At 70.1% G+C, this 24,121-nt stretch carries 19 protein-coding genes and 1 riboswitch; of the genes, 9 read left to right on the forward strand and 10 right to left on the reverse strand.

The annotated features are described in order from the left end of the window. The 7 genes from ABI385_RS04890 to ABI385_RS04920 form a co-directional block, all read right to left on the reverse strand. Positions 1 to 327: class I SAM-dependent methyltransferase (locus ABI385_RS04890; protein WP_348102621.1), on the reverse strand; the 327-nt coding region annotated here is incomplete at its 3' end. Positions 328 to 361: 34 nt separating this feature from the next. Continuing rightward, positions 362 to 496 (reverse strand): hypothetical protein, encoded by a 135-nt coding sequence (locus ABI385_RS04895; RefSeq protein WP_348102622.1) that lies wholly within the window; start codon positions 494 to 496, stop codon positions 362 to 364. 53 nt (positions 497 to 549) lie between these two features. Next, a complete protein-coding gene (locus tag ABI385_RS04900) occupies positions 550 to 1,173 on the reverse strand; it encodes a DUF5701 family protein (RefSeq protein ID WP_348102623.1) in 624 nt (207 codons plus the stop codon). Between the two features lie 19 nt (positions 1,174 to 1,192). Beyond that, the gene (locus tag ABI385_RS04905) at positions 1,193 to 2,785 is read right to left on the reverse strand and encodes a hypothetical protein (RefSeq protein ID WP_348102624.1); all 1,593 of its coding nucleotides are present in this window, start codon (positions 2,783 to 2,785) and stop codon (positions 1,193 to 1,195) included. After that, positions 2,761 to 3,534: an ABC transporter ATP-binding protein gene (locus ABI385_RS04910; RefSeq protein ID WP_348102625.1), complete on the reverse strand. Its 774-nt coding sequence runs from the start codon at positions 3,532 to 3,534 to the stop codon at positions 2,761 to 2,763. Before ABI385_RS04910 ends, ABI385_RS04905 begins: the two co-directional genes overlap by 25 nt. 29 nt (positions 3,535 to 3,563) lie before the next feature. Next, positions 3,564 to 5,963, reverse strand: a complete 2,400-nt coding sequence (locus ABI385_RS04915) for an excinuclease ABC subunit UvrA (protein ID WP_348102626.1) — start codon at positions 5,961 to 5,963, stop codon at positions 3,564 to 3,566. 117 nt (positions 5,964 to 6,080) lie between these two features. After that, complete coding sequence (locus tag ABI385_RS04920; RefSeq protein ID WP_348102627.1) at positions 6,081 to 7,283, reverse strand: MFS transporter; 1,203 nt, start codon at positions 7,281 to 7,283, stop codon at positions 6,081 to 6,083. A gap of 130 nt (positions 7,284 to 7,413) precedes the next feature. Continuing rightward, positions 7,414 to 7,485, forward strand: a riboswitch (cobalamin riboswitch). A gap of 123 nt (positions 7,486 to 7,608) precedes the next feature. On the opposite strand from ABI385_RS04920, the gene ABI385_RS04925 reads away from it, so the two are divergent. The 6 genes from ABI385_RS04925 (at position 7,609) to ABI385_RS04950 (ending at position 16,152) form a co-directional block, all read left to right on the forward strand. Next, positions 7,609 to 9,432: a hypothetical protein gene (locus ABI385_RS04925; RefSeq protein ID WP_348102628.1), complete on the forward strand. Its 1,824-nt coding sequence runs from the start codon at positions 7,609 to 7,611 to the stop codon at positions 9,430 to 9,432. Next, a complete protein-coding gene (locus tag ABI385_RS04930) occupies positions 9,429 to 10,520 on the forward strand; it encodes a hypothetical protein (protein WP_348102629.1) in 1,092 nt (363 codons plus the stop codon). The genes ABI385_RS04925 and ABI385_RS04930 overlap by 4 nt, the downstream gene beginning before the upstream one ends. Positions 10,521 to 10,582: 62 nt before the next feature. Then, positions 10,583 to 11,698, forward strand: a complete 1,116-nt coding sequence (locus ABI385_RS04935) for an energy-coupling factor transporter transmembrane component T (RefSeq protein WP_348102630.1) — start codon at positions 10,583 to 10,585, stop codon at positions 11,696 to 11,698. Beyond that, positions 11,695 to 13,341: an ATP-binding cassette domain-containing protein gene (locus tag ABI385_RS04940; RefSeq protein ID WP_348102631.1), complete on the forward strand. Its 1,647-nt coding sequence runs from the start codon at positions 11,695 to 11,697 to the stop codon at positions 13,339 to 13,341. Before ABI385_RS04935 ends, ABI385_RS04940 begins: the two co-directional genes overlap by 4 nt. Then, entirely contained in the window at positions 13,338 to 14,210 is an 873-nt protein-coding gene (locus tag ABI385_RS04945; protein WP_348102632.1) for an ECF transporter S component, read from the forward strand. The genes ABI385_RS04940 and ABI385_RS04945 overlap by 4 nt, the downstream gene beginning before the upstream one ends. A gap of 355 nt (positions 14,211 to 14,565) precedes the next feature. Continuing rightward, on the forward strand, positions 14,566 to 16,152 hold the full coding sequence (locus ABI385_RS04950; protein WP_348102633.1) for an HNH endonuclease signature motif containing protein: 1,587 nt from the start codon (positions 14,566 to 14,568) through the stop codon (positions 16,150 to 16,152). 49 nt (positions 16,153 to 16,201) lie between these two features. Here the strand turns inward: ABI385_RS04950 and ABI385_RS04955 are convergent, their stop codons facing one another. Both ABI385_RS04955 and ABI385_RS04960 read right to left on the reverse strand, forming a co-directional pair. Next, positions 16,202 to 17,056, reverse strand: coding sequence for an oxidoreductase (locus ABI385_RS04955; protein ID WP_348102634.1), 855 nt, complete (start codon positions 17,054 to 17,056; stop codon positions 16,202 to 16,204). Positions 17,057 to 17,113: 57 nt separating this feature from the next. After that, positions 17,114 to 19,141: an MFS transporter gene (locus tag ABI385_RS04960; protein ID WP_348102635.1), complete on the reverse strand. Its 2,028-nt coding sequence runs from the start codon at positions 19,139 to 19,141 to the stop codon at positions 17,114 to 17,116. Between the two features lie 207 nt (positions 19,142 to 19,348). On the opposite strand from ABI385_RS04960, the gene ABI385_RS04965 reads away from it, so the two are divergent. The 3 genes from ABI385_RS04965 (at position 19,349) to ABI385_RS04975 (ending at position 22,735) form a co-directional block, all read left to right on the forward strand. Beyond that, positions 19,349 to 20,500 (forward strand): serine hydrolase domain-containing protein, encoded by a 1,152-nt coding sequence (locus ABI385_RS04965; protein ID WP_348102636.1) that lies wholly within the window; start codon positions 19,349 to 19,351, stop codon positions 20,498 to 20,500. 407 nt (positions 20,501 to 20,907) lie between these two features. Continuing rightward, positions 20,908 to 22,272 (forward strand): molybdopterin-dependent oxidoreductase, encoded by a 1,365-nt coding sequence (locus ABI385_RS04970; protein ID WP_348102637.1) that lies wholly within the window; start codon positions 20,908 to 20,910, stop codon positions 22,270 to 22,272. Between the two features lies 1 nt (position 22,273). After that, entirely contained in the window at positions 22,274 to 22,735 is a 462-nt protein-coding gene (locus ABI385_RS04975; RefSeq protein WP_348102638.1) for a hypothetical protein, read from the forward strand. Here ABI385_RS04975 and ABI385_RS04980 read toward each other — a convergent pair. After that, a complete protein-coding gene (locus ABI385_RS04980) occupies positions 22,732 to 24,111 on the reverse strand; it encodes a glycosyltransferase family 87 protein (RefSeq protein ID WP_348102639.1) in 1,380 nt (459 codons plus the stop codon). The two genes, ABI385_RS04975 and ABI385_RS04980, sit on opposite strands and share 4 nt — an antisense overlap. Between the last annotated feature and the right edge of the window lie 10 nt (positions 24,112 to 24,121).

The following is a 24,121-nucleotide window of genomic DNA, read 5'->3' on the forward strand; positions in this document are numbered from 1 at the left end:
GGCCTCCGGCTCACCTGCGGGGTCGGCCGCGTCCCCTTGCTCGAAGGTCACCTCGACACCCGCAGCCGCCGCCTTGACCCGGGCTGCCGCGACCATCCGCGGGGCGAGGTCGAGCCCGCGCACGGCATACCCTTCGCCCGCGAGCAGGACAGAGAGGGTCCCTGTGCCGCAGCCGACATCGAGGATGCGGGCGGGTGCCGACGGGAGCTGCGCCAGCAGCAAGTCGCGCCAGGCCGCGCGCACCTGGGGGTCGCGCAGCCCGTGGTCTGGTTCCTCGTCGAACCTCGGGGCCTCGCCGTCCCAGAACTCCCGGACCTCGTCACTCACTGTCGGTCACCGACCTCTCGAACGTCACCGACCGTCACCGAGGCGGCCCGGAGTGCTCGCGCGTCCACCCGAAGTACGCCAGCACGAGCCCGACCACCCCCACGACGGAACCGATCACCGCCCAGGCCGTCACCCCGGACATGACGCTGCCGCCGAGCGTAGCCAGCACTCACGCACCGAGGTCCGAGCGCCAGGTCATCCCGCGGTCGGCGAGCACCTCGGTCAGAGCTCCCGCCGGGACGAGGTCGACGCGAACCCGAGCCACGTATGCCTGTTCCCAGCCCAGCACCAGCCCACCTTCGGTGCGTGCCGGCGCTCGCGACCGTCACGGCCGGTCCCGTTGCTGATCCATAGGGCCGGGGTGCGGGAGTCGAGGCCGCCCCGGGGTTTACGCCGCCTGGAGCCGATGGTCATGAAGCAGTGGTTGCGCTCGAGGATCTCGGGAACCTGGAGCGCCCAGTAGATCCCTTCGGTCAGGGTGAGCGGCGAGCGGCCGGCGGCCGTGATCGCCGGAAGTGCTTCGTCAGGGCTCCAGTTCGACATCTCGTCGCCGCGCTCCGGTGCAGAGACAAGATAAGCGGACCAGGAGGGCACGGTTGCTTCCTCGATGGGCGCAAAGTCGTCCACGTCGGTCATGTCCTCTACGACGAAACCGGGTGTGTCGCCGAGGGCGAGCAGGGGCGCGAGCCTCGATGGGGGCACGAGGTGACGCCCCAGGACCAACAGACCGCTGGCGGGTGAGGCGGCGAGGTCGCGCAGGGCGGGGGCGCTCAGACCGGCGAGGTGGTGCACGCCCAGCTCGACCAGCCGTTCGGCCTGGTCGGGCAACGCAAGAAGGGTCGACACTGGTATGTCTCTCGCCGGCTCAGCTGCGCGCCGAGACGGCCTCGAGGACCTCGGGCCAGTGCGCGTCGAGCCGACGACCGCCGCCGCGGATGCCGATCCGGATCGCCAGCAGGCCCGAGGCGAGAGCGACAACGAGCGCCGGCCACTCCAGCCACGGAACCCACACTGAGGCGATGACCAGGCCGAGCGTCGGGAGGCTGGCGGCCAGGGTGATGCCACCGGTCACGAGGAACGAGACGAGCCCCTTGAGGCCGCCACCCCCGGCGTTTTTGGCGAACGGGTTCGCGCCGGGAGGCGGCGCCGGGATCTGCCAGATGGCGCCGGTCCAGCTCCCCACGCCGAGGCTGATGAGAGCGCACGCGATGGTGGCTGCACCGATGCGGGGCAACAGGTCCCACTGCCGGGAGATCAGTGCCACCCCGAGGGTGACGACCACCAGGAGCGGACCGACGACGGTGAGCGTCGAGAGCACGCGCCCGGCCCGGTCCACGCTTCCGGGGATACCCGAGGTGATGTGCGTCCAGAGCGACGTCCCGTCGTAGCTGAGGTCCTGGGAGACCACGGCGCCCAGCAGCAGGGCGAGGAACACGGGGACGAACGCGGCGACTGGGGTCTGCTGGCTGCTGGACCGCGTCGACGTGGCCACGACCACGACGATCGGCGCGATGCACAGGCTGGCGAGTGACGAGAGGTAACGCGGGTCGCGTCGCCAGTAGCGCAGCGACCGCGAAGCGACGGCCCCGGTGGGTGTCGCCGGGTAGAGCCGCTCGGCGAAACCGTGTCGGCTCACGGGTTTGCTGCCGCCTGAGCCCTCCATCGGCGAGCACAGGCCGAGCGCCAGGAAATGCCGCCAGGCATACCAGAGGCCGGCGACCAGCCCCGCGGCGAGGACGAGCCGGACTCCGGCGGTCGGCCAGGCTCCGCGGGCCACGTCGGCCGGGACCGACCAGGCCCAGCCGAACGGAGACCAGCCCACGACCTCGGCCGTCCGGGTGAGCAGGGCGCGCAGCTCGGCGACGTTCGTGGCCGAGGCCCGTCCGGCGAGGTTGGAGATGATTCCGACCGAGGCGCCGACCAGAGCGAGCGCTACCGCCGCGAAGTCACGGAACCGGCGCGACCCGAGGGCCCGGGTGAACGCTGACGTCGCTGCGCGCGACAGCAGGAAGCAGGTGGCGACCCCGAGGACGGCGCCGACGAGAGAGGCGAGAACGGTGATCGGAGAACGCGCCCACGTCACGACGAGCCCGAGGGCGCCCAGGCTGGTCGCGACTCCCGGCACGCTGATCAGACCCGACACGAACAGGCCGGGGACGAGCCGGCGCGCAGGAACCGGGAGCAGGGCGAACCGGCGGGGGTCGACGGTCTCGTCGATCCCGAAGACCAGCAGGCTGAGGAAAAGCCACGCCACCGTGAGGACGGCGAAGGCGATCACCGTCACCTCCCCAGTGGTCGCGTCGTCCACCGAGCGCAGGGCGATCATCCCGAGCCACGCCAGGACCACGACCCCCAGCGCGTAGACCGCACCGATGACCAGTCCGACGGTCCGCCAGGTACTGCGCCGCAGCCCGTTGCGCAGGAGGGTGAGCTTCAGACGGACGAGGACCGCAACCATGCGAGATCCTCCGTCCCGCCGGCTCGAACCCCGACGAGGTCGAGGAACCGTTGCTGCAGCGACTCACCCGCGCGCACGTCGTCGATGGTTCCGATGGCGAGGACCTTCCCCTGCGCGACGACGGCGAGCCGGTCGCAGAGGCTCTCGACCAGCTCCATGACGTGGCTCGACAGCACGACGGTGCCGCCGCCCGCGGCATACCCGCGCAGGATCGTGCGGATCCCCTCTCCGGAGACCGGGTCCACCGCCTCGAACGGCTCGTCGAGGACGAGCAGCCTTGGTGCGTGGATGAGCGCGCAGGCGAGCCCGATCTTCTTGGTCATGCCGGCGGAGTAGTCGACGACCAGGGTGTCCGCGTCCTCGGTCAGTGAGAGGGCGTCGAGGAGCTGGGCAGACCGGCTTTCGATGTCCGGCAACGGGACCGAGCGCAACAGTCCGACGTAGCGAAGCAGCTCCAGCCCGCTCAGCCGGTCGAACAGCCGCAGCCCGTCGGGGAGCACGCCCATCATGGCCTTGGCCCGTGGCGGGTCGGTCCACACGTCGTGGCCGCTGACGGCGGCAGTGCCGGAGTCCGGGCGGAGCAGACCGGTCGCCATGGACAAGGTCGTGGTCTTGCCCGCACCGTTCGGGCCGACCAGACCGAAGATGCTGCCGGACGGGACCTGCAGGTCGAGGTGGTCAACGGCCCGTTTCTGCCCGAACGTCTTGGTCAGGGAGACGAGGGACAACGCGGGTGTGGGGTCTGGCACCCGCACAGTCAAGCAGCCCGGCGGAGGGGTCAGGTGCCGACGTATGCCGCGAGGTGCTCGCCCGTGAGCGTGGAACGGTCGGCGACGAGGTCGGCGGGGGTGCCCTCGAAGACGACCCGGCCGCCGTCGTGACCGGCTCCGGGGCCGAGGTCGATGATCCAGTCGGCGTGGGCCATCACCGCCTGGTGGTGCTCGATGACGACGACCGACTTGCCGGAGTCGACGAGCCGGTCGAGCAGCCCGAGCAGCCGTTCGACGTCGGCGAGGTGGAGCCCGCTGGTCGGCTCGTCGAGGACGTAGATGTCGCCCTTGTCGGCCATCCGCGTGGCGAGCTTGAGCCGTTGCCGCTCGCCTCCGGATAGGGTCGGCAGGGGCTGGCCGAGGCTCAGGTAACCGAGCCCGACGTCGGTGAGCCGGACGAGGATGGCGTGGGCGGCGGGCGTGCGCGCCTCGCCGGCACCGAAGAACTCCGTCGCCTCGGCCACCGACATCGCGAGCACCTCGGCGATGTTCTGGCCGCCCAGGGTGTACTCCAGCACCGACGCCAGGAAGCGCTGCCCGCCGCACTCCTCACAGACCGTCGCGACGCCGGCCATCATGCCCAGGTCGGTGTAGATGACACCGGCACCGTTGCAGGCGGGACAGGCGCCTTCGGAGTTGGCGCTGAACAGCGCCGGCTTCACGCCGTTGGCCTTCGCGAAGGCCTTGCGGATCGGATCGAGCAGACCGGTGTATGTCGCCGGGTTGCTTCGACGCGAGCCGCGGATCGCGCTTTGGTCGACCGAAACGACCTCCTCCCGGCCCGACACCGAACCCTGGATCAGTGAGCTCTTGCCCGAGCCCGCGACCCCGGTGACCACGACGAGCAGGCCGAGCGGGACGTCGACGTCGACGTCCTGCAGGTTGTGGGTGCTGGCGCTGCGGACCTCGAGCGTCCCGGAGGGCGTGCGCACCGACGGTTTCAGGGCGGCCCGGTCGCCGAGGTGCTGCCCGGTCATCGTGCCGCTGGTCCGGAGCCCCTCGACGGTGCCTTCGAAGACGACCTCGCCACCGGCGGCGCCGGCCGCGGGGCCGAGATCCACGACGTGGTCCGCGATCTGGATCACCTCGGGCTTGTGCTCGACGACCAGCACAGTGTTGCCCTTGTCGCGCAGCCGCAGCAGGAGCTCGTTCATCCGCTCGATGTCGTGCGGGTGGAGCCCGATCGTCGGCTCGTCGAAGACGTAGGTGATGTCGGTCAGGGACGACCCCAGGTGTCGGATCATCTTGGTGCGCTGTGCCTCCCCGCCAGAAAGCGTGCCAGCCGGCCGGTCGAGTGAGAGATACCCCAGGCCGATGTCCACGAACGAGTCGAGGGTCGCGCCGAGCGCCTCGAGAAGGGGCGTGACGGTCGGCTCGTCGAGCGTGCGCACCCACGCGGCCAGGTCGCTGATCTGCATCGCGCAGGCGTCGGCGATGTTGGTCCCCCCGATCCTGCAGGACCGGGCCGCCTCGCCGAGCCGGGTCCCCTCGCACTCGGGACAGGTGGTGAACGTGACCGCCCGCTCCACGAACGCCCGGATGTGTGGCTGCAGCGAGTCGACGTCCTTGGACAGCATCGACTTCTGGAGCTTGGGGATGAGCCCTTCGTAGGTCAGGTTGATGCCTTCGACCTTGATCTTGGTCGGCTCCTTGTAGAGCAGGTCGGCCAGCTCTTTCTTGGTGAACTTCGCGATCGGCTTGCCCGGGTCGAAGAAGCCGCAGCCGATGAAGATCCGGCCGTACCAGCCGTCCATGCTGTAGCCCGGGACGATGATCGCCCCTTCGCTGAGTGACTTGCCGGCGTCGTAGAGCTGGGTGAGGTCGATGTCGTTGACCGACCCCCGACCTTCGCAGCGTGAGCACATCCCGCCCAGGATGGTGAAGCTGCGTCGCTCTTTCGTGGTCCGGCCGCCGCGCTCCATCGTGACCGCGCCCGCGCCGGAGATCGAGGCGACGTTGAACGAGAATGCCTGGGGTGAGCCGATGTGCGGTGTCCCGAGCCGGCTGAAGAGGATGCGCAGCATCGCGTTGGCGTCCGTCGCCGTGCCGACCGTGGAGCGGGGGTCGGCGCCCATCCGCTCCTGGTCGACGAGGATCGCGGTCGTCAGCCCTTCGAGGACGTCGACCTCCGGGCGGGCCAGCGTCGGCATGAAGCCCTGCACGAAGGTGCTGTAGGTCTCGTTGATCATCCGCTGTGACTCGGCGGCGATCGTGCCGAACACCAGCGAGCTCTTGCCCGACCCGGAGACGCCGGTGAACACCGTGAGGCGCCGCTTCGGGATCTCGACGTCGATGTCCTTGAGGTTGTTCACCCGCGCGCCCCGTACGCGGATCAGGTCGTGGCTGTCCGCAGCCGGCGCTGCTGTGGGCGCTGTGAGTGCTGCGAGCTCGGTCATCCGGACGGTCATGGTCAGTCACTCCTGACGTGGGGGGTGGGGTGTTCACATGGCCGCCACGCTAGACGCGGCCCGGGGTTGGTGCTTCTCGATTCCTGATCGGTTCGGACGGCGTGCCAGCCGTGGCTGTCAGGCGCTGTCCGTGGGATTCGAGTGCGCCGGCTCGGCCTGTCCGGCGAGGAGGAAGGCCAGCGCGAGCAGCACCGCGACCGCCGTGACGCTGCGCAGCACGGTCAGGTGGTCGCCGAGGAAGCCGACCACCGGCGGCCCGGTGAGGAACGCGCAGTAGCCGATCGAGGCGATCACGCTGACCCGGGGAGCCGCCATCGCCGGTTCGTCCGCCCCGGCGCTCATCCCGACCGGGAAGCCCAGCGACAGTCCTGCGCCCCACAGCACGGCGCCGACGAAGGCGACCCAGGTCACTCCACCGAACACGAACACCAGGACTCCCGCGAGGCTGACGACGGTCATCACCCGCATCACGACGACCCGGCCCCACCGGTCCAGCCAGGCCGGCCCGAACCACCGTCCGGCGGTCATCGCCGCGAGGAAGACCGCGAAACCGAGCGTCCCCACGAAGGCCGAGGTGGCGTACCCGTCGATGAGCGCGATGCTCGTCCAGTCGTTGCCCGTGCCCTCGGCGAACGCGAAGGCGAGCACGAACACCCCGATCAGCAGGGTGCGCCGCTCCCGCCAGGCCCGAAGGGTCGACCCCTTGGACACCGACTCGTCTCCGGCGTGAGCCGACGAGTCGGGGATGAAGCGCCGCACCAGGACCGGCACCAACAGCGCGACGAGCACTCCGACCACGAGCAGGTGGGCGGTGACCGGGATGTGCAGAGCGACCATGGCGGCGCCGCTGAGCGCCCCTGCGACTGTGCCCACGCTGAACCCGGCGTGGAACCTCGGCATGATCGCCTTGCCGAGACGCCGCTCGACGAGCGCGCCTTGCACGTTCATGGCCACGTCCCAAGCACCTTGCGCGAAGCCGAAGAAGAACAACCCGAGGACGACCCAGACGACGCCGAAGTCGTAGCCCACCGCCACGACCGCGAGCCCGAACCCGTTGAGCCGGGCCATGCCCGAGACCACGCGTCGGGAGCCCCACCGCGAGACCAGCGCGCCCGACGAGGGCAGCGCGATGAGCGAGCCGGCGGCGATGGCGAGCAGCACCAGGCCGAGCTGCGAGGGTTCGAGGTGCAGCTCGTCGCGCACCTGCGGGATGCGGGACGCCCAGCTCGCGAATGCGAAACCCGTCGAGATGAAGGCGGCGTAGGTGGCGCGGACGCCTGCGCCGACCTCAGGATCGGCGGTGGGTGGGGCGGTCGACATGGGTCGCGAGGCCTTCGGTCGAGAGGCGGAGGGGTGGTGGTGCTTGTCCATCTTTGCCGACACTGGGCGCCTGTCCGGGGTGGTAGCGTCGGGGCCGTCGACCATGCGGTCGACACCGACGCGCAACCAGGGGAAGCCGGTCCGAGTCCGGCGCTGACCCGCAACCGTAGACGGACCCGACCGGTCCGTGAGCCGGAATGCCTGGTGACGCGACCGGTCTCCAGACGAACTGCCGTGGAGTGCAGTGGGAGCCGGGAGTCAGCACCACCCCTGTGTCGCCAGGTGCTCCCGCCCTTCCGCCCGCTCGATCGGCCGAAAGGCTTACGTGACCCCCCCCGCGACCCTCCGGATGTCCTTGCGGGCAACGCGCACCGTTCTCGCGGCGGGCGTGGGCCTTGGACTGCTCGTGGCTGCGCCTGTCCTCGTGAGCTCGGCGGGCGCCGCGTATGCCGCCGGCACGGCGGGGCAGGCCGGGCAGGTCGGGCAGTCAGGTGACCCCGCCGCGACGGCGCGGTGGCTGCACGGTGAGCTGAATGCCTTGGGAAACCCCGACCGCGCCCCCGTCGGGTCGATCGGCTCCGGATTCGTCGACTGGGGTCTGACCATCGACACCTACTGGGCGATGGAGGCCGGCGGGCTGCCCGAGAGCGACCTCAAACCGACGTGGCAGGCCATCCAGGCCAACGCGGCGAGCTTCGCCGGGCCCTACGCGAGGTTGCCCGGTGAGTACAGCGCCGGCGCGAGCGCGAAGGTCCTGCTCGCCGCCGAGACGGCCGGTGCCGACCCCACCAAGGTGCGCACCAAGGGCGGCAAGGTCTACGACTTCCGGCAGCGCACCCTCGACCTGATCGGCAAGTCCGGCGCCGACAAGGGACGCCTGATGGACTCGCCCGGGCTGGGTGTCGACAGCACCAACACCTTCGGACAGTCGCTCGCCATCATGGGTCTGGTCGGCGCGGGCGCGCTCGACACCGCGGACCGGGCCATCGTGCAGGGCGCCGTCGACTTCCTGCGGACCCAGCAGTGCGACGCCGGTTACTTCCGGTTGTCGTACGCGGACCGGCTGTCCTGCCAGGCGGCCATCCCCTCCGGCGCCGCCGCCCCCGACAACGACGGCACGGCCATGGCGGCTCAGGCGCTGATAGCGGCCAGCAAAGCGGGCCTCGTGGTTCCACAGGCCTCCATCAAGGCGGCCCTCGACCACTTCGTGAGCGCGCAGAAGTCGGACGGGTCGTTCGGTGGCGGCGTCAACACCGAGGGCGCCAACGCCAACAGCACCGGTTTGGTCGCCGCGACCCTCGAGGCGGGCGGCCGAACGACCCAGGCGGCCAAAGCGGGAGACTGGGTCGCCAAGATGCAGGCCACCGCGGCAAACACGGTCGGTAAACCGCTGGCGAAGGACCTCGGGGCCGTCGCTTACAACCCCGCCTCGTTTGCCGACGGCCTCGCGAACGGCATCGGCGACATCCGCGACCCGTGGCGACGGACCAGCGCCCAGGCCATCTTCGGGCTTTTCCGGCTGCCGTTCGTCGACCTCATCGGGACGGTCACTCCTCCGACCACGCCTCCGACCACGCCACCGACCACGCCTCCGCCGACGAGCACGCCGCCGCCGACGACCACGCCGCCGCCGACGACCACGCCGCCGCCGACCACGCCGCCGCCGACGACGACGACGCCGCCGCCGCCCACGACTACGCCGCCGCCGCCGACCACGCCGCCGCCGCCGACGACCCCACCGGTCTCGACCGGCTCCAGCTCCGCGCCGGGCGCGAGCGGCAGGTCCACCGATGTCGGTGCCGCGAGCCCGACATCTCCAGCGGTCGACACCTCCGCTGCGGCTGTGGTGGACAGCAGCCCCTTGCTGGTCCCACCGTTCGCGGGGGCTGCCCCGCCGGCGTCCACGACGACGGTCCGGGTCACGGTGTCGCCGACCGAAAGCCCCAGCCCGACGGTCGAGGTGACCACGGACGACCTCTCTCAGGCGAGCCCGGCTACGTCAGCGTCCGCATCACCTGACGCAGTCGCCGCACGCGCCGCCGGGGCTCCGAGCACGGGGCTGCCGGCGTACCTCTGGGCCATCTTCGGTGGCATCACTTTCGGCGTGGTGTTCCTCGCCGTGAGCGCGCTTCGTCCGAAGCGCCGATGACCCGACGCCTGCTCCGTGTTGCGATCGCGGCTGTGCTCGCGCTGGGCGGGCTCGTCGCGGTGGGCTCCGCGGCGCAGGCAGCGGGCTACGAGGGTTACTGCACCGACGACCAGGGGGTCACCGTGGTCGTGGACTTCCAGGGTCTGGGCGGCGGCATCGTGATCCGCTGCGCGCCGGCGCCGTTGCCGGGATCCGGGACGGGCCTCGACGCGCTCAACGGTGCCGGTGTCCCGATCGAGGGCGTCCGCCGGTGGGGTGACGCCTTCATCTGCCGGATCTACGGCAAGCCCGCCGTCACGCAGGACCTCCCGGTCACCGGCAACCCCAGCTATCGCGAGCAGTGCATCGACACCCCGCCGGCGGCCGCCTACTGGTCCTACTGGAGCGCGCCGAACGGCGGGGCCTGGACCTACGGCAGCTACGGCGTGAAGAACCGCCGGGCGATCGCCGGTGGTTTCGAAGGGTGGTCGTTCTCGCTCAACGCGACCACCGCCTCCAGCGCCGCGCCGGGTGTCGCGCCCCACCGCCCCGCCGCATCCCCGCCGGCGCCGCCGCCCAGTCCCACCTCCACCGGAGCCGCCGGCGCGAACCCGGTCGTACCAGGCGCGCCGGGAGGTTCGGGGTCAGCCGGTTCTGGGTCCGGCTCCGGTTCGGCTGCGCCGCCACGAGTCCCGGCGGGTGGTGGAGTCGGTCAAGCCGGCGGTGTCGGTGGAGCTGGGGGAGTGACGTCGCTGCCACCGTCGCTTGCCGCGACTGACCCCCCCGCAGGTTCGACGGCGTCCGCAGGAGCATCGGCGCCAGGGTCATCGACATCATCACTGTCGGCGACATCATCACTGTCGGCGCCACCGTCGGTGTCGTCCATGTCGGGAACCGCGGGAGCACTGTCGGGAACCGCGGGAGCACTGTCAGGGTCCTCCGGCGCGACGACCGACGGGTCGAGTCGGGTGGTCGGCTCCGACCAGGTGTTGGCCGAGTCCGCGCCGTCCGGGGGCGGGACCCCCGTCGCCACGATCCTCGGCCTCGGCGTCCTCGCGTTCCTCGTGACTGCGGGGGCGGGCACAGCGTGGCGACGACGGCACCGCTGACCCGTTCCGGAACCCCCCGAGCCCGGACGCCGAACACGAGGCCGCCCGGCCGCGCGAGTCGTTTGCAGGCATACTGGCTGCCGCGTCCGGTCCACCCGATCGCCTGGTGGGCCTGGGCGCTCGGGCTGTCGGTCGCCGCGAGCCGGACGACCAACCCGCTCATCCTGATGCTCCTGATCGCTGCGGCCGGCTACGTCGTCGTGTCCCGGCGGGGTGACGCACCCTGGTCGCGGTCGTTCTCGCTCTACCTCACCCTCGGCGCGGTCATCGTCGTGATCCGGGTGTTCTACCGGATCGTCTTCGGGGGTGGCGACGGCAGCGACGTCCTGTTCGTCCTGCCAGAGATCCCCCTGCCGCAATGGGCCGCGGGGATCCGCCTGTTCGGGACGGTCACGTCTCAGTCGCTGCTCGGGGGTCTCTACGACGGGATCCGGTTGGCGGCCATGGTGATCTGCCTCGGCGCGGCCAACGCGCTGGCCAACCCCAAGCGCCTGCTCAAGTCGGTGCCCAGCGCGCTCTATGACCTCGGTACTGCGCTGGTCGTCGCCGTGTCGGTGTTCCCGCAGCTGGCCGACAGCGTCCTTCGGGTACGCCGCGCCCGACGACTGCGCGGCGGCTCCGGTCGCGGTCGCCACGCCTTCCACGCCATCGTCGTCCCGGTGCTCGTGGACGCGCTCGACCGTTCGCTGATGTTGGCTGCGGCGATGGACTCACGCGGATACGGGCGGCACGGGCGCACCCCGTCCCGAACGCGCACCGTCACCGGGCTGCTCACGATCCTCGGCCTGTTCGGAGTGTGCATCGGCGTCTACAACGTCCTGGACGGGACCGCGCCCGCGGTGCTGGCGCTACCGACACTGTTGCTCGGGCTGGCACTCGGGTGCAGCGGCTTCGTGGTCGCCGGCCGCCGGGTTGGCGCGACGCGCTACCGGCCGGACCGGTTCGACCTGGCGGCCTGCCTGGTCATGCTCTGCGGGATCGGCACCGGCGCCCTGCTGTTGCTCGCCGTCCGGGTCGACCCGAGCTCGCTCAACCCGTCCCTGGAACCACTGCAGTGGCCGACCATCACAACCCTTCCGTTGCTGGCCGTGCTCGTCGCGGCGTTCCCGGGAGTCATCGCCCCACGACCGGTGCTCGGCCTTGTCGATGCCACAGGCGCACACGGGGACCGGCCGTGATCCGCCTCGACGACGTCGGCGTGCAGTACGTCGGAGCTACCGAGCGAGCCCTCGACCACGTCGACCTCCACATCGAGGAGGGCGAGCTTGCGCTGGTCGTCGGCAGTACCGGTGTCGGCAAGTCGACGCTGCTCGGCACGATGAACGGGCTGGTGCCGCACTTCACCGGAGGCCGGCTGAGTGGCCGGGTCCGCATCGCCGACTACGACACCCGGCTGCACCCGCCGCGCGAGATGGCCGACGTCGTGGGGATGGTGGGTCAGGACCCGCTCGCCGGGTTCGTCACCGACATAGTCGAGGAGGAGCTGGCCTACGGAATGGAGCAGCTCGCTGTGCCGCCCTCGACCATGCGCAAACGGGTCGAGGAGACGCTCGACCTGCTGGGGATCGCCGAGCTGCGCCGACGGCCGTTGCGGACGCTCTCCGGTGGGCAGCAGCAACGCGTGGCCATCGGAGCGGTGCTCACCTCGCACCCGCGAGTCCTCGTCCTCGACGAGCCCACCTCGGCGCTGGATCCCACGGCCGCCGAGGAGGTGCTCGCCGCCGTGACCCGTCTCGTCCACGACCTGGGGGCGACGGTCGTGGTGGCGGAGCATCGGATGGAACGGGTCCTGCAGTACGCCGATCGCCTCGTCTGCCTCCCCGGCGGCGGTCGCGTCGTGGACGGCGATCCCGCTGTCCTGATGGCGGACTCGCCTATCGCCCCACCCGTCGTCGAGCTCGGCCGGTTGATGGGGTGGCAGCCGTTGCCGCTGTCCGTGCGCGACGCCCGTCGTCGCGCCGAACCGCTGCGCGACCTGCTCGCCGGCAAAGGTCCCGGGGGGTTGGACGGGGGCCGCAGGCATACCGCAGGACCTCGACTCGGCCCGACGCTGCTGAGCGCGCGGCGCCTGACGGTGACCTACGGCGACCTCGTCGCCGTCCGGGAGGTCGACCTCGACCTGGCGGCCGGCGGGATCACCGCGCTGATGGGCCGCAACGGTTCGGGCAAGTCGACGCTGCTCTGGGCGCTGCAGGGCAGCCTTCGTCGGCACAGCGGTCGCGTGGACGTCGACGGCCTCGACCCGGCGACGCTTTCCGCCGCCGATGCCCGGGCCAGGGTGGGGCTCGTTCCCCAGTCCGCGTCGGACCTGCTCTACCTCCAGACCGTCGACGCGGAGTGCGCGGCTGCGGATGCCGAGACGGGTCGGCTAAAGGGCACCTGCCGAGTGATGCTCGACGATCTCGTGCCAGGCATACGGATCGATCGTCATCCCCGCGACCTGTCGGAGGGTCAGCGGCTCGCGTTGGTGCTTGCCGTGCAGCTCACAGCTGGACCTCGAGTCATGCTGCTGGACGAGCCGACCAGGGGCCTCGACTACCGGGCGAAGCGTCAGCTGGCCGCGACTCTCGAGCGGTTGGCAGACGACGGACGCACCGTCGTCGTCGCGACGCACGACGTCGAGTTCGTCGCCGGGTGCGCCGACCGGGTCGTCGTGATGGCGGAGGGCGAGGTCATCGCCGACGGCCCGACGTCGGACGTCGTCGCGTCGTCGCCGACGTTCGCGCCTCAGGTCGCCAAGATCCTTGCGCCGCAACGAGACACGAACTGGCTGACCGTCGATGAGGTCAGTCGCGCATTGGCCGGGGCGATGCCGGTATGAGCGTGTGGACCGCCGACCCCGCGCCGAAGGTCCCGTTGGACGACCTCGTCGAGACCCTCGGTCGCCCTGCCGTCCGCATCGGTCGCCGCTCCGCTGTGACGCTGGTCCTTGCGTCGCTCGCTGGACTCGCCATGTTCGCGTGGCCGCTGCTCGTATCGGTGTCGCCGTCGGGACTGCAGCACGGCACGGACGCTCCCTACCTGTTCGCGGCGGTCCTGCCGGTCCTCGTCCTTATCGTGCTCGCCCAGATCGCCGACGGGGGGATGGACTCGAAGGCACTCGCAATGCTGGGTGTGCTCTCGGCCGTGAACGCCGCGCTGCGGCCGCTCGGCGCGGGTACGGCCGGGATCGAGACCGTCTTTTTTTTGCTCGTGTTGGCAGGCCGCGTGTTCGGGCCCGGGTTCGGGTTCGTGCTGGGGTGCACGTCGCTGTTCGCGTCGGCGTTGTTGACCGCGGGAGTCGGTCCCTGGTTGCCCTTCCAGATGATCACCTCTGCGTGGATCGGCCTCGGTGCCGGCCTGCTGCCCCGGCGGGTCCGGGGGTGGCGAGAGATCGCGATGCTCGTGGTCTACGGAGTGTTCGTCTCTTACCTGTTCGGCCTGTTGATGAACCTGTGGTTCTGGCCCTTCATCACCGGCGCGGGTATCGCTTACTCCAGCGGGGGCATCTCCTACGTCCCCGGCGCCCCGCTGAGCGAGAACCTGCCGCGCTTCCTCGTATTCACACTGCTGACGTCGACGGGTGGGTGGGACACCGGACGCGCGATCACCAACGCCGTCCTGATCGTGGGGGTCGGTCCAGCGGTGCTCGCCGTCTTACGGCGGGCCTCGCGGCGCGCCGCGTACGACCCAGGCCGGTCGGCGGACTGACTCCGGTCGCGCACGATGCGCGCGGGTCGGTCAACGTGCGCGATTCTGGCAGTCTGGATGGACCAAGCCGCGCTGTGCGGGTTGGGCCGAATTCCTCTATTACCCAACAGATTCGACCATGTTGATGGTTGCGACTGGGTGTGGCTGGATGCTAGAGTCGAACATCAGTACGACCGGCGAGGGAGGGTGTGATGACCGCGATCATCTCTTCTGGTGCGGGCTCAGCTGGCGTCGTCGACGCGTCGCCGCGCTGCCGCAGTCTGAGTTGCCGCAGTCTGAGCTGCCGGATTCGGTGACGGCGGCATGGGGGTTACTCACGACTCCTCGCGAGGTCTCGGGGGCCGGGTGGCGGGTGGTGTCGGCTCAACTGGCCCAGGCACGAGTCGACGACGGTGACGCGACGGCCTGGGCCGGCCGAGAGCTGACGGTGATGGAGGCGGTCGAGCGGGTCAAAGCGTGGGCCGACGCACAGGGCCTGGCGGCGCTCGCCCGGCTTCGCGAGGCGATCCACGACCGCTGCCAAGCCGTGGCGGACGGCTACGCGAGAGCTCCGACGGCGTCGATCCCGCTGACCGTCGCCGCCTTCGCGGACGGGTCGGCTGAGCGGTCCGATGGACGCAGCGAGTCGGTCCTGGCGCGGGCGGGAGAGATCGCGTTGGACGTGCGGGCCGAGACGGAGTCGGCGACAGTGGACGAGGTGATGCTCGCGACCGGGCTGCCCGAGAGTGAGGTTCGCCGTCGAGTCGCACTCGCTGTTGACGACGACGGACACGGGAGTGTCGTGCGCGCGGCTCTTGCCGCGGGTGAGGTCAGCCTCTACCGCGCGACCGCCATCCATCAGCAGACCCGACGCCTGGACTCGAACGTCGCCCGGGCGATCAGCGCGCGGTTGCTCACGCCGGCTCCGGACGGGTCGGTGCGGTCGCACCGCTGGTTCTCGCAAGCGTTGCGTCGACAGGTGATCCGCCACACTCCGAACCGGCCGGACGCCCGCGCGGAGGCGATTGCCACCCGCCGTGCCTACGCCTTCCTCAACGAGGACGACGGCAGCGGCGACGGTGCAGCGACCGCCACGCTGACGGTGACGGGTGAGACCAGCCGGGTGACCGCGGCGATGGATCGGGTCACCCGCCTAGCGACCCGGTTGCGTGGCGACGGCGACTGCCGGACCCTGGAACAGCTTCGCTCGGACATCAGCATCGACCTGATCCTCGACGGCTGGGCTCGACCGGCGACATCCGGCATCGCCACCGGCAGCGGCGAGAGCAGGACTGCAGGTGTCGCCGGGATCCACGGCCACCAAGAGCTGGCCCTTTTCGACCGTTTGTACGCCAACGCGGGGTCCGCCTCGGCTGCCGACCTGGGTCCCACGACGTTCGTCGGAGCCCCGCCCCCGGCGCACGTGACGGTCGTAGTCTCACTCGCCAGCCTGCTCGGCGTGGACGATGCACCGGCCGACATCCCCGGCTGGGGCGCTATCACCGCCAGTCAGGCTCGGCAGGCAGCCACCGCATACGGGTCCGTATGGCGGCGGTTGGTCACCGACCCCGTCACCGGAGCCGCGTCGGATCTCTCCACCCGCCGTTACCGACCGACCCGGGCGATGGCCGACCTGGTCGCCGCTCTCGACGGAACATGTCGCGCCCCCGGCTGCACCGTCACAGCGACCGCCTGTTACATCGACCACAACCGGCCCTGGCCTCACGGGCCGACCGCGATCGAGAATCTCAGCGCCAAGCATCGACGGCACCACAACCACAAGACGCGCGGGACCTGGACGTGTGTCGCCGACGTGCACGGCACGATGACGTGGACCACGGCGGCTGGGCGACGCCACGTGACCATGCGGTTCTCCTATGACGATCCGCTCGACCAGCACGTCACCGAGGCGGAGATCGAGAAGGCCCGACGCGACAACGAAGACGACCTCCCTCCGTTCTGATGGCCTGCACAGCTCCGCCGACGGCGCGGAGATCGTCACCGGGTGACCGTCAGGCCCCGGACAGCTCAGTGAAATCCTGCTCGGACAACGTCAGGTCGGCCACGGTCATGTTGTCCTGCAGGTGCGCGACGGACGACGTGCCTGGGATGAGGAGCACGTTCTCGGCCCGCGCCAACAGCCAGGCCAGCCCGATCTGGCTCGTCGACACACCCATTCTCGCGGCGACCAACTGGACAGTCGCGTTCTCGCTCACCTTGGGCAAGTTGGGGAAGGCCGAACCCAGCGGGAAATAGGGGACGTAGGCGACGCCCGCCGACGTGCAGTGGTCCAGCACGTCAGCGTCGTGCTGGTCGACAAAGCTGAACGCGTTCTGCACGCACACGATGTCGGCCAGGTCAATGGCCGTCGCCACCTGGGCGGCGTCCACGGTGGAAACCCCGACGCCGGCGATCTTGCCCTCGTCGCGCAACGCGACCATCTCGGCGAGCTGGTCCTCGAACGCCACGCCGCTCCCACCGCCCTCCATCAGTCTGAGGTTGACCGCGGTCAGCTGCTCGAGACCGAGGGCGCTCAGGTTCTCCTCGACATCGGCGCGCAGGTCTGCGGGTTTGTCTGCCAGCACGAACTCCCCCGACTCGGTGCGCCGGGCGCCCACCTTGGAGACGATCGCCAGGTCGTCCGGGTAGGGATAGAGCGCCTCGCGGATCAGCTCGTTGGAGACCGCCGGGCCGTAGAACTGCGCGGTGTCGATGTGGTTCACCCCGAGCTCGATGGCACGCCGCAGGACTCGGATCGCCTCGTCGTGGTCCTTGGGCGGACCCAGCACCCCAGGGCCGGGGAGCTGCATGGCGCCGAAGCCCACGCGTCGGACGAGTCGGTTCGCAAGCGGGAAGGTGTCGCTCATTCCTTCGACGCTATACCGGGCGGTGCGCCGTCCCGAACGGGGCCATCGCCCAGACGGTCACTGAGGCCCTGGGCTCACTCCTACCGGTACCGGTGCCTGGGCCACCCGGCGAGCGACGTCGTCGACCAGCTCGTGGACCTCGGGTTCGTCCGACCCCGGCCACTGGTCGATGAGGCTCTGCAGGGCCGCCCGCTGTTCGTCGATCAGCTGCTTCGCCATCTCACGTCCGCGGGGCGTGACCATGACAGTGGGGTCCTGGTCCTTGCCCACCACCACGAGCCCGTCGCCGGCCAGCTCGCCGGCGACCCGGCGTACGACGTCCTCTGGACTGTGCGACCGCTCTACCATCACCCCAATGGTGCGGCGGCCCTCCTTCGCCACCCGACTGAGCATCCAAGCCTGACCGGGCGACAGGCCTGTCTCGGACATCGACGTCAGGAAACCGAACGCGCGCAACGGATCTCGTCGACCTACCTCGCGCCAGAGCATCTCGCGTAGCTCCTCAATCGAGCTCCGGCTGCTCGGCGGGGCAAAGGCGGTGCTCGCGTCCGGACGATCGGCTGCGGTGCGCAGCGGTACCTCCGGTATCAGCCAGGCGAGCAGGAATGCGATGACGCCGACCGGCACGGCGGCCAGGAAGATGACATGGATCGAGTGCGCGTATGCGTCGAGGAACCAGTTCTGCACGACCGGAGAGCAGGTGGCGAGAGCGGTCGAGCTCGCAGAGAGCGCCGGTCCCGCGCAGGCACCGGTGGCATCCGACGGGGTCCCTTGGGTCAGCTGTCCGCTCAGCTGGGCGGCGAACACGCTGCCGAAGACGGCAACCCCCACGGAGCTGCCGATCGACCGGACAAACGTCGTCCCGCTTGTCGCGGTTCCGAGGTCGCGGTACTCAACCGCGTTCTGCACGGCGAGGACGAGCACCTGCATCACCATGCCCAGCCCGACGCCGAGGACGAACATGAACGCGCTCACGACAGCCAGGCTGGTGTCGCGGCTGAGCAGGCTGAGCAGGAACAAGGCGACGGTGAACACGCCGCACCCGGTGATCGGAAAGACCCGGTAACGACCGGTCCGGCTGATGATCTGTCCGCTGCCGATCGAGGTCAACAACAGTCCGGCCATCATCGGGAGCATCTGCAGGCCGGAGTCGGTCGCCGTGGACCCCTGCACTTGTTGGAGGTACAGCGGCAGGTAGGTGATCGACCCGAACATCGCGAACCCGACGACAAACCCGACCATCGAGGTCGCCGAGAACACCCGGTTCCTGAACAACCGCAACGGGAGCACGGGTTCCTTGACCCTGGCTTCGACGAAGCCGAGAGCGATGACACACGCGACCGCGAGGACGATCAGACCGATGACCTCGAACGAGGCCCAAGCCCACGTGGACCCGCCGAGGCTGGTCACGAGCACGACTGAGGTAGCCATCGTGGCAAGGAGGAGGATTCCGGCATAGTCGATGGTGGGGGAAGCAACTCGCGTGTTCGAGGGCAGCACGGCGGTCACGATCACGAGCGCGAGGATGCCGATCGGCAGGTTGATGTAGAAGACCCAACGCCATGACAGGTGGTCGACGAAGAACCCGCCGAGCAGCGGCCCCGCCACGCTCGCCACACCGAAGACGGCGCCGAACGCGCCCTGGTAGCGACCGCGGTCGCGCGGCGGCACGACGTCAGCGATGATCGACTGCGCGAGGACCATGAGCCCGCCACCGCCGACACCCTGGACGGCGCGGTAGAGGATCAGCTGCGTCATGTTCTGCGCGGTGCCCGACAGGCCGGAGCCGACAAGGAAGACGACGATGCACAGCAGGAACAGCGTCTTGCGACCGTAGAGGTCGCCGAGCTTGCCCCACAGGACGGTGGTGACCGTCGACGCGAGCATGTACGACGTGACGACCCAGGACAGGTGCGTCGCGCCGCCGAGGTCGCGCACGATCGTGGGCAGCGCGGTCGACACGATGGTCTGGTCGAGGGCGGCCAGGAGCATCCCGATCATCAGGGCCGCGAAGATGGTGTAGATCTGCCGCTGCGGCAGGCGCTGGTCCGGCTCCGCTATGGCTTGCGAGACGCTTTTCGACACGTTCTCCGACACATTGCCCCCGAACGCCTATGAGTCCTCCGGTGATCAGACGATAGTCCGCGACCTGGCCCGCGTCTCCCCCAGCGAGCAAGGCGCGTCAAGGCGACGAGTGGCGATGAGTGGCGATGAGTTCGGACGTCAATCCCGGTCTACCGTCGCTGAAGTGAGGCAAGTCTTGACGAGCACCGACGAGAAGGGGTGGGACACATGGGCGGACTGGCCGAGACCCTGCAAGCACACGTGGATGACGGGTCGATCCCCGGGGCGGTGGCGCTGGTGGCCGGCGGTGGTGAACCCGAGGTCGCGGCGGTGGGTAGCGTGGACACCACCGGGACCGCGCCGTTGCAGCGCGACGCGATTTTCCGGGTCGCGTCCATGACCAAGATGGTCACGGCGGCGGTGACGATGATGCTCGTCGAGAACGGGTCTATCGACCTGGACAGTCCTGTGGCGCAGTGGTGTCCCGAGCTCGGTTCGCCCAGCGTCGTCTGCACGCCCCAGAGCCGGGTGGACGACGTCCTCCCCGCCCGCCGGGCGATCACGGTCGAGGACCTGCTCACCTTCCGGGCGGGATGGGGTTTCCCGGCGCAGTTCGACCTGCCGGCGGTGTCGCTGTTGTTCAGCGAGCTGAAGCAGGGCAGCGCGATGCCGCAACCGCCTCCGGAGCCGGACAGGTGGATGGCGACCCTCGCAGGCATACCGCTGCTGTACCAGCCCGGGGAGGCATGGCTCTACAACGTGTGCTCCGACATCCTGGGCGTCCTCCTTGCTCGCGCCACTGGGACGTCGTTGCCGAACCTGTTCGCCGAGCGAGTCTTCGAGCCTCTCGGGATGGTCGACTCGGGGTTCACGGTGCCCGCCGGCAAGCTCGACCGGGTGCCCTCCCTCTACCGGCCGAACCCCGATGGTGGGCTCGACCTCGCGGACCCTCCCGCGGGGGAGTGGAGCACGATGCCGGCCTTCCCGTCCGGGTCCGGTGGTCTGGTCACGACCCTCGACGACTGGTACGCCTTCGCTCGAATGCTGTTGGGACAGGGGACGTTCGACGGGTCGCGGCTTCTCACCCCGGAGTCGGTCCAGGCCATGACGACGAACCAGGTCACCGCTGCGCAGAGTGCTGCGGCCGGCTTGTTCCTCGAAGGTCAGGGGTGGGGTTACGGCGGCTCAGTCGACCTCGACAGGGCTCACGTGTGGAACGTCCCCGGTCGCTATGGCTGGGTGGGAGGCACGGGCACCGCCGCCTACGTGACGCCGTCGAGCGGGCGCGTCGAGATCCTGATGACGCAGCGCGAGATGACCGGCCCGTCAACGACCAACCTCCTTCACGACTTCTGGGGCTATGCCGCGAAGCGGCACTGACGACTCAGCCCCGACCAGCCGAGACTGTCGATCGTGAGCCCGTCTCGCTCGTCGTCCATCGGCTCAGGCTACTGAGCGCGGTCACTTCCCCGGTCCTCGACTCCGACGACCCGCGCTCCCAGTTGACGCGGTGGCCGTACATCCCGGCGGTGCTTCTCTGCGGCAACGATCCGCTCGACGCCTCCACGACGCGACGTGTCGTATGCGACGAACGTTGATCCTGGCGACGGTGCCGGAGCGTGCGCAGCGTTGCCGATCACCAGGAGCCCGTGTCGACGCGGGTTTCTGACGAACCAAACGACGTGGCCGCCGGGGGTCGGGACGTACCCGAAGAACGCGTCCCGACCGAAAACGAAGCGCCAGGCTTCGGGCTCAGCGCCGGACCGCCATGCCGACCGTCTGAGAACGTGAGCTGGGACCGGACCTGGCCGACCCAGGTCGACGTCGGCGTGCTGGATGACGCCCCGCTGACGCGCTTCGGCTGCATCCACTGGTCATCCCGTCACTGTGCGGTAAGGCTGGAGCGGCACCACGACAGCGTCGAAGACAGCACCATGGCGGGTATGCCCGACGTAGGACACCAGTCTCCGCCGCGCCGCCAGCTGCGGCCGAGGTTCACGAGCCCGCTGCGGTCGACGGCCCTGACGGCACGAATTGGTCGCCTCGTGGGAATCTGCTTCGGGATCTGTTTCGTGACAGGACTGCTCAGCCACTACCAGTACCAGCCGTGGGCCTGGTTGCCCGAGCCCGCGAGCCCGGTGTGGCTCTACCGGTCCACCCAGGGGCTGCACGTTGCGACCGGGATCGCCACCATCCCCCTCCTGTTGGTCAAGCTCTGGTCGGTCTACCCCAACCTGTTCCGCTGGCCGGCGGTGAAGTCCCTCAAGCACGCGGTCGAACGGCTGTCGGTCTTCGTCCTCATCTCGTCGGCCCTGCTGCAGCTGTTCACCGGGTTCTTCAACGCGCTCAACTGGTATCCATGGCCCTGGGACTTCGTCATGGTCCACCGGTTCCTCGCCTACGTCGTCATCGGTTCGATCCTGCTGCACGTCGGCCTCAAGCTCCCCGACATCGTCTATGGCCTCCAAGCCAGGCTTCCCGACGCCGATGTGCTCACCGAGATCCCGTGGGACGAGAACCCGCTCGCGCACAGCAACGCTGGCGACGTCCCGCCGCCGCCGACTCCCGCGCTCTCGCGTCGGGGCGTCCTCGTCGCGGCCGGCGCCGGCATCGGGGCGGTCGTCGTGACGTCGGTCGGCCATACCGTCACGCCGCTCGAACCGGTCGGGCTGCTGGCGATCCGCCAGTGGAACAAAGGGCCCCAGCTGGTCCCGGTGAACAAGACGGCGGAAGAAGCCGGCGTGCTCACGACCGCTCAGGCCGACAGCTGGCAGCTGCAGGTGGCCGGGCCGCGCGCCTACACACTGACGCTCGCCGACCTCGACGACCTCGCGCAGGCGGAGGCCGACCTCCCGATCACCTGCGTCGAGGGGTGGAGCGTCGGGGCGGGCTGGCGAGGCATACAGCTGCTCGAGCTGGTCCGGCGCGTCGGTGGCGACGAGGGTTCGCGAGTGCAGGTGTACTCGCTCGAGCAGTCCGGGTCGTACACCACCAGCACGGTATTCGGCCCTCAGGTGTCGGCCGCTCTGCTCGCCACGCACCTCAACGGAGAGCGCCTGGACATCGACCACGGGTATCCACTGCGGCTCATCTCACCCAACCGCCCAGGAGTGCTCAACACCAAGTGGCTGCGCCGCGTGGAGGTGAGCTGACGTGAAAGCGTGGCGGATCGCGTTCATGTCCACGGGGATCCTGCTCGGGCTCTTCGGAATGTTCCGGCTCGCGACCCAGGTGCCGTTCGGCAACCTCGTAGTGCTGGCGCTCTGGCTCATCGGCGCGGTCGTCATCCACGACGGCATCCTGTCCCCGGCTGTCGTGGCCACCGGCTGGTTCATCGCACGCAAGGTCCCACCCCGCGGGAGGCGCTACCTGCAGGGCGGACTGATCGCCGGTGGTCTCATCACGATCGTCGCCATCCCGATGATCATGCGGCAGGGCAGCGGTCCCGAGAGCAAGGCGTTGCTGCAGCAGAACTTCGGCGGCAACCTGACCATCCTGCTCGGCCTCGTCGCCGCAGGCAGCTTGCTGCTGTATGCCGTTCGCGTCGCCCGTGACCATCGGGCACCACGGCCCCCGATCGATGAGGCTCACGCCGAGGCCCACGCCGCGGACTAGACCGGGACGAGCCTCCGCCGCCAACGGCGGACACCGGCAACGACGACCACGACCGTGGCGACAGCGTACCCGACCGCCGCCCACGGCGCGTAGAGCACCAGTGCCAGGGCGAGGTGACCGGCGAGCGCGACGGCGATCCACTCGAGGCGCCGGGTGAGAACCGCGAGGGCCACGAGCGGCACGGTGTACCAGGGGTAGCTCGGCGTGGCAGCCAGGAGCAGCACACCGAAGAGTGTCAGGGCTACGACCGCCGGCTCCTCCCGGGCCCGGAACACCGCCCAGGCGACCGCGACCACCATGATGACCACGACACCCGTCTGGCGCCACGCCTCCGGCAGGACGAACGCGAGGATGCCGGCCCGGTTGACCCCGCTCTCCTCGGACAGGTATCCGGGCAGGTATCCGATGACCAACCATCCGGCGACCAGGACGTGCGGCAGATAGGTAGCGGCCACGGTCAGCGCGGCCGCGACCGGCGTGGGCAGCATCGACCGCCAGCCGTGCCGCCACGACATGTACGCCGGGACCATCACCAGTGGCGTCAGCTTGACGGAGGCAGCAAGCCCGAGCAGAACCCCGGTGAGCGCGCGCGTCCAGCGTCGGCCCGCCCGGGTGGCGGCCACGACGACCGCGCCGAGGATGAACACGGTCGAGACGATGTCGACGTGGGCGCCGTTGCCGACCTCTAGGAGGACGACAGGGCACCAGGCCCACCAGAGGGCGTCGACCGACCGCCCCCCGCGTCGTCGGAGCCAGACGGCGAGGAAACCCGCGATCGCCACGGCCAGCAGGGCCGAGCCGATCTGCAGGCCCAGCGTGCCCCACGCCCACGGGGTGACCAGCGCCACCACGACAAACCATGCCTCGGCGACCGGTGGGTAGATGGTCGGCACCTGAGGACGGTTGATGCGGGTTCGCGGGTCGTCGACGGCGCGGGCCAAGAGCTCCGTGCGGTCGTGGGGAAGGGCCTCGGTGACGACGCCGGACCGCTGCTCCGACGTGAGACCGGGAAAGAGCACGGGGTCCCGGAGGGGGGCGAGCCGGTCGTCGAACGGGACAAACCGGTAGGGGGAGGTCCCCGACAGCTGGACCCGCCCGTCCCACACGTACCGATAGGAGTCCCCGCTCGTCCTCGGCGGCGTGACCACGCCGGGCAGCTGGACCAGCGCGGCCGAGAGCATGACCGCCAACACCGGCCGGCGCCAGCCGAGGTCGCGGCGGGTGACCCACCAGGTCAACCCGAGGCATACCCCCCACCACGGCACGAGGCCCCAGGCCAGCAGATGGCGTTCCGGTGCGACCCGGTCGACGACCAGCAGGGCCACGTATGCCGCGACGCACCCGACGGTGCCGACCAGCAGCCGCAGGCCGCGCATACCCGTCACC

Source organism: Lapillicoccus sp. (genome assembly GCF_039935575.1).
GTDB lineage: Bacteria > Actinomycetota > Actinomycetes > Actinomycetales > Dermatophilaceae > Lapillicoccus.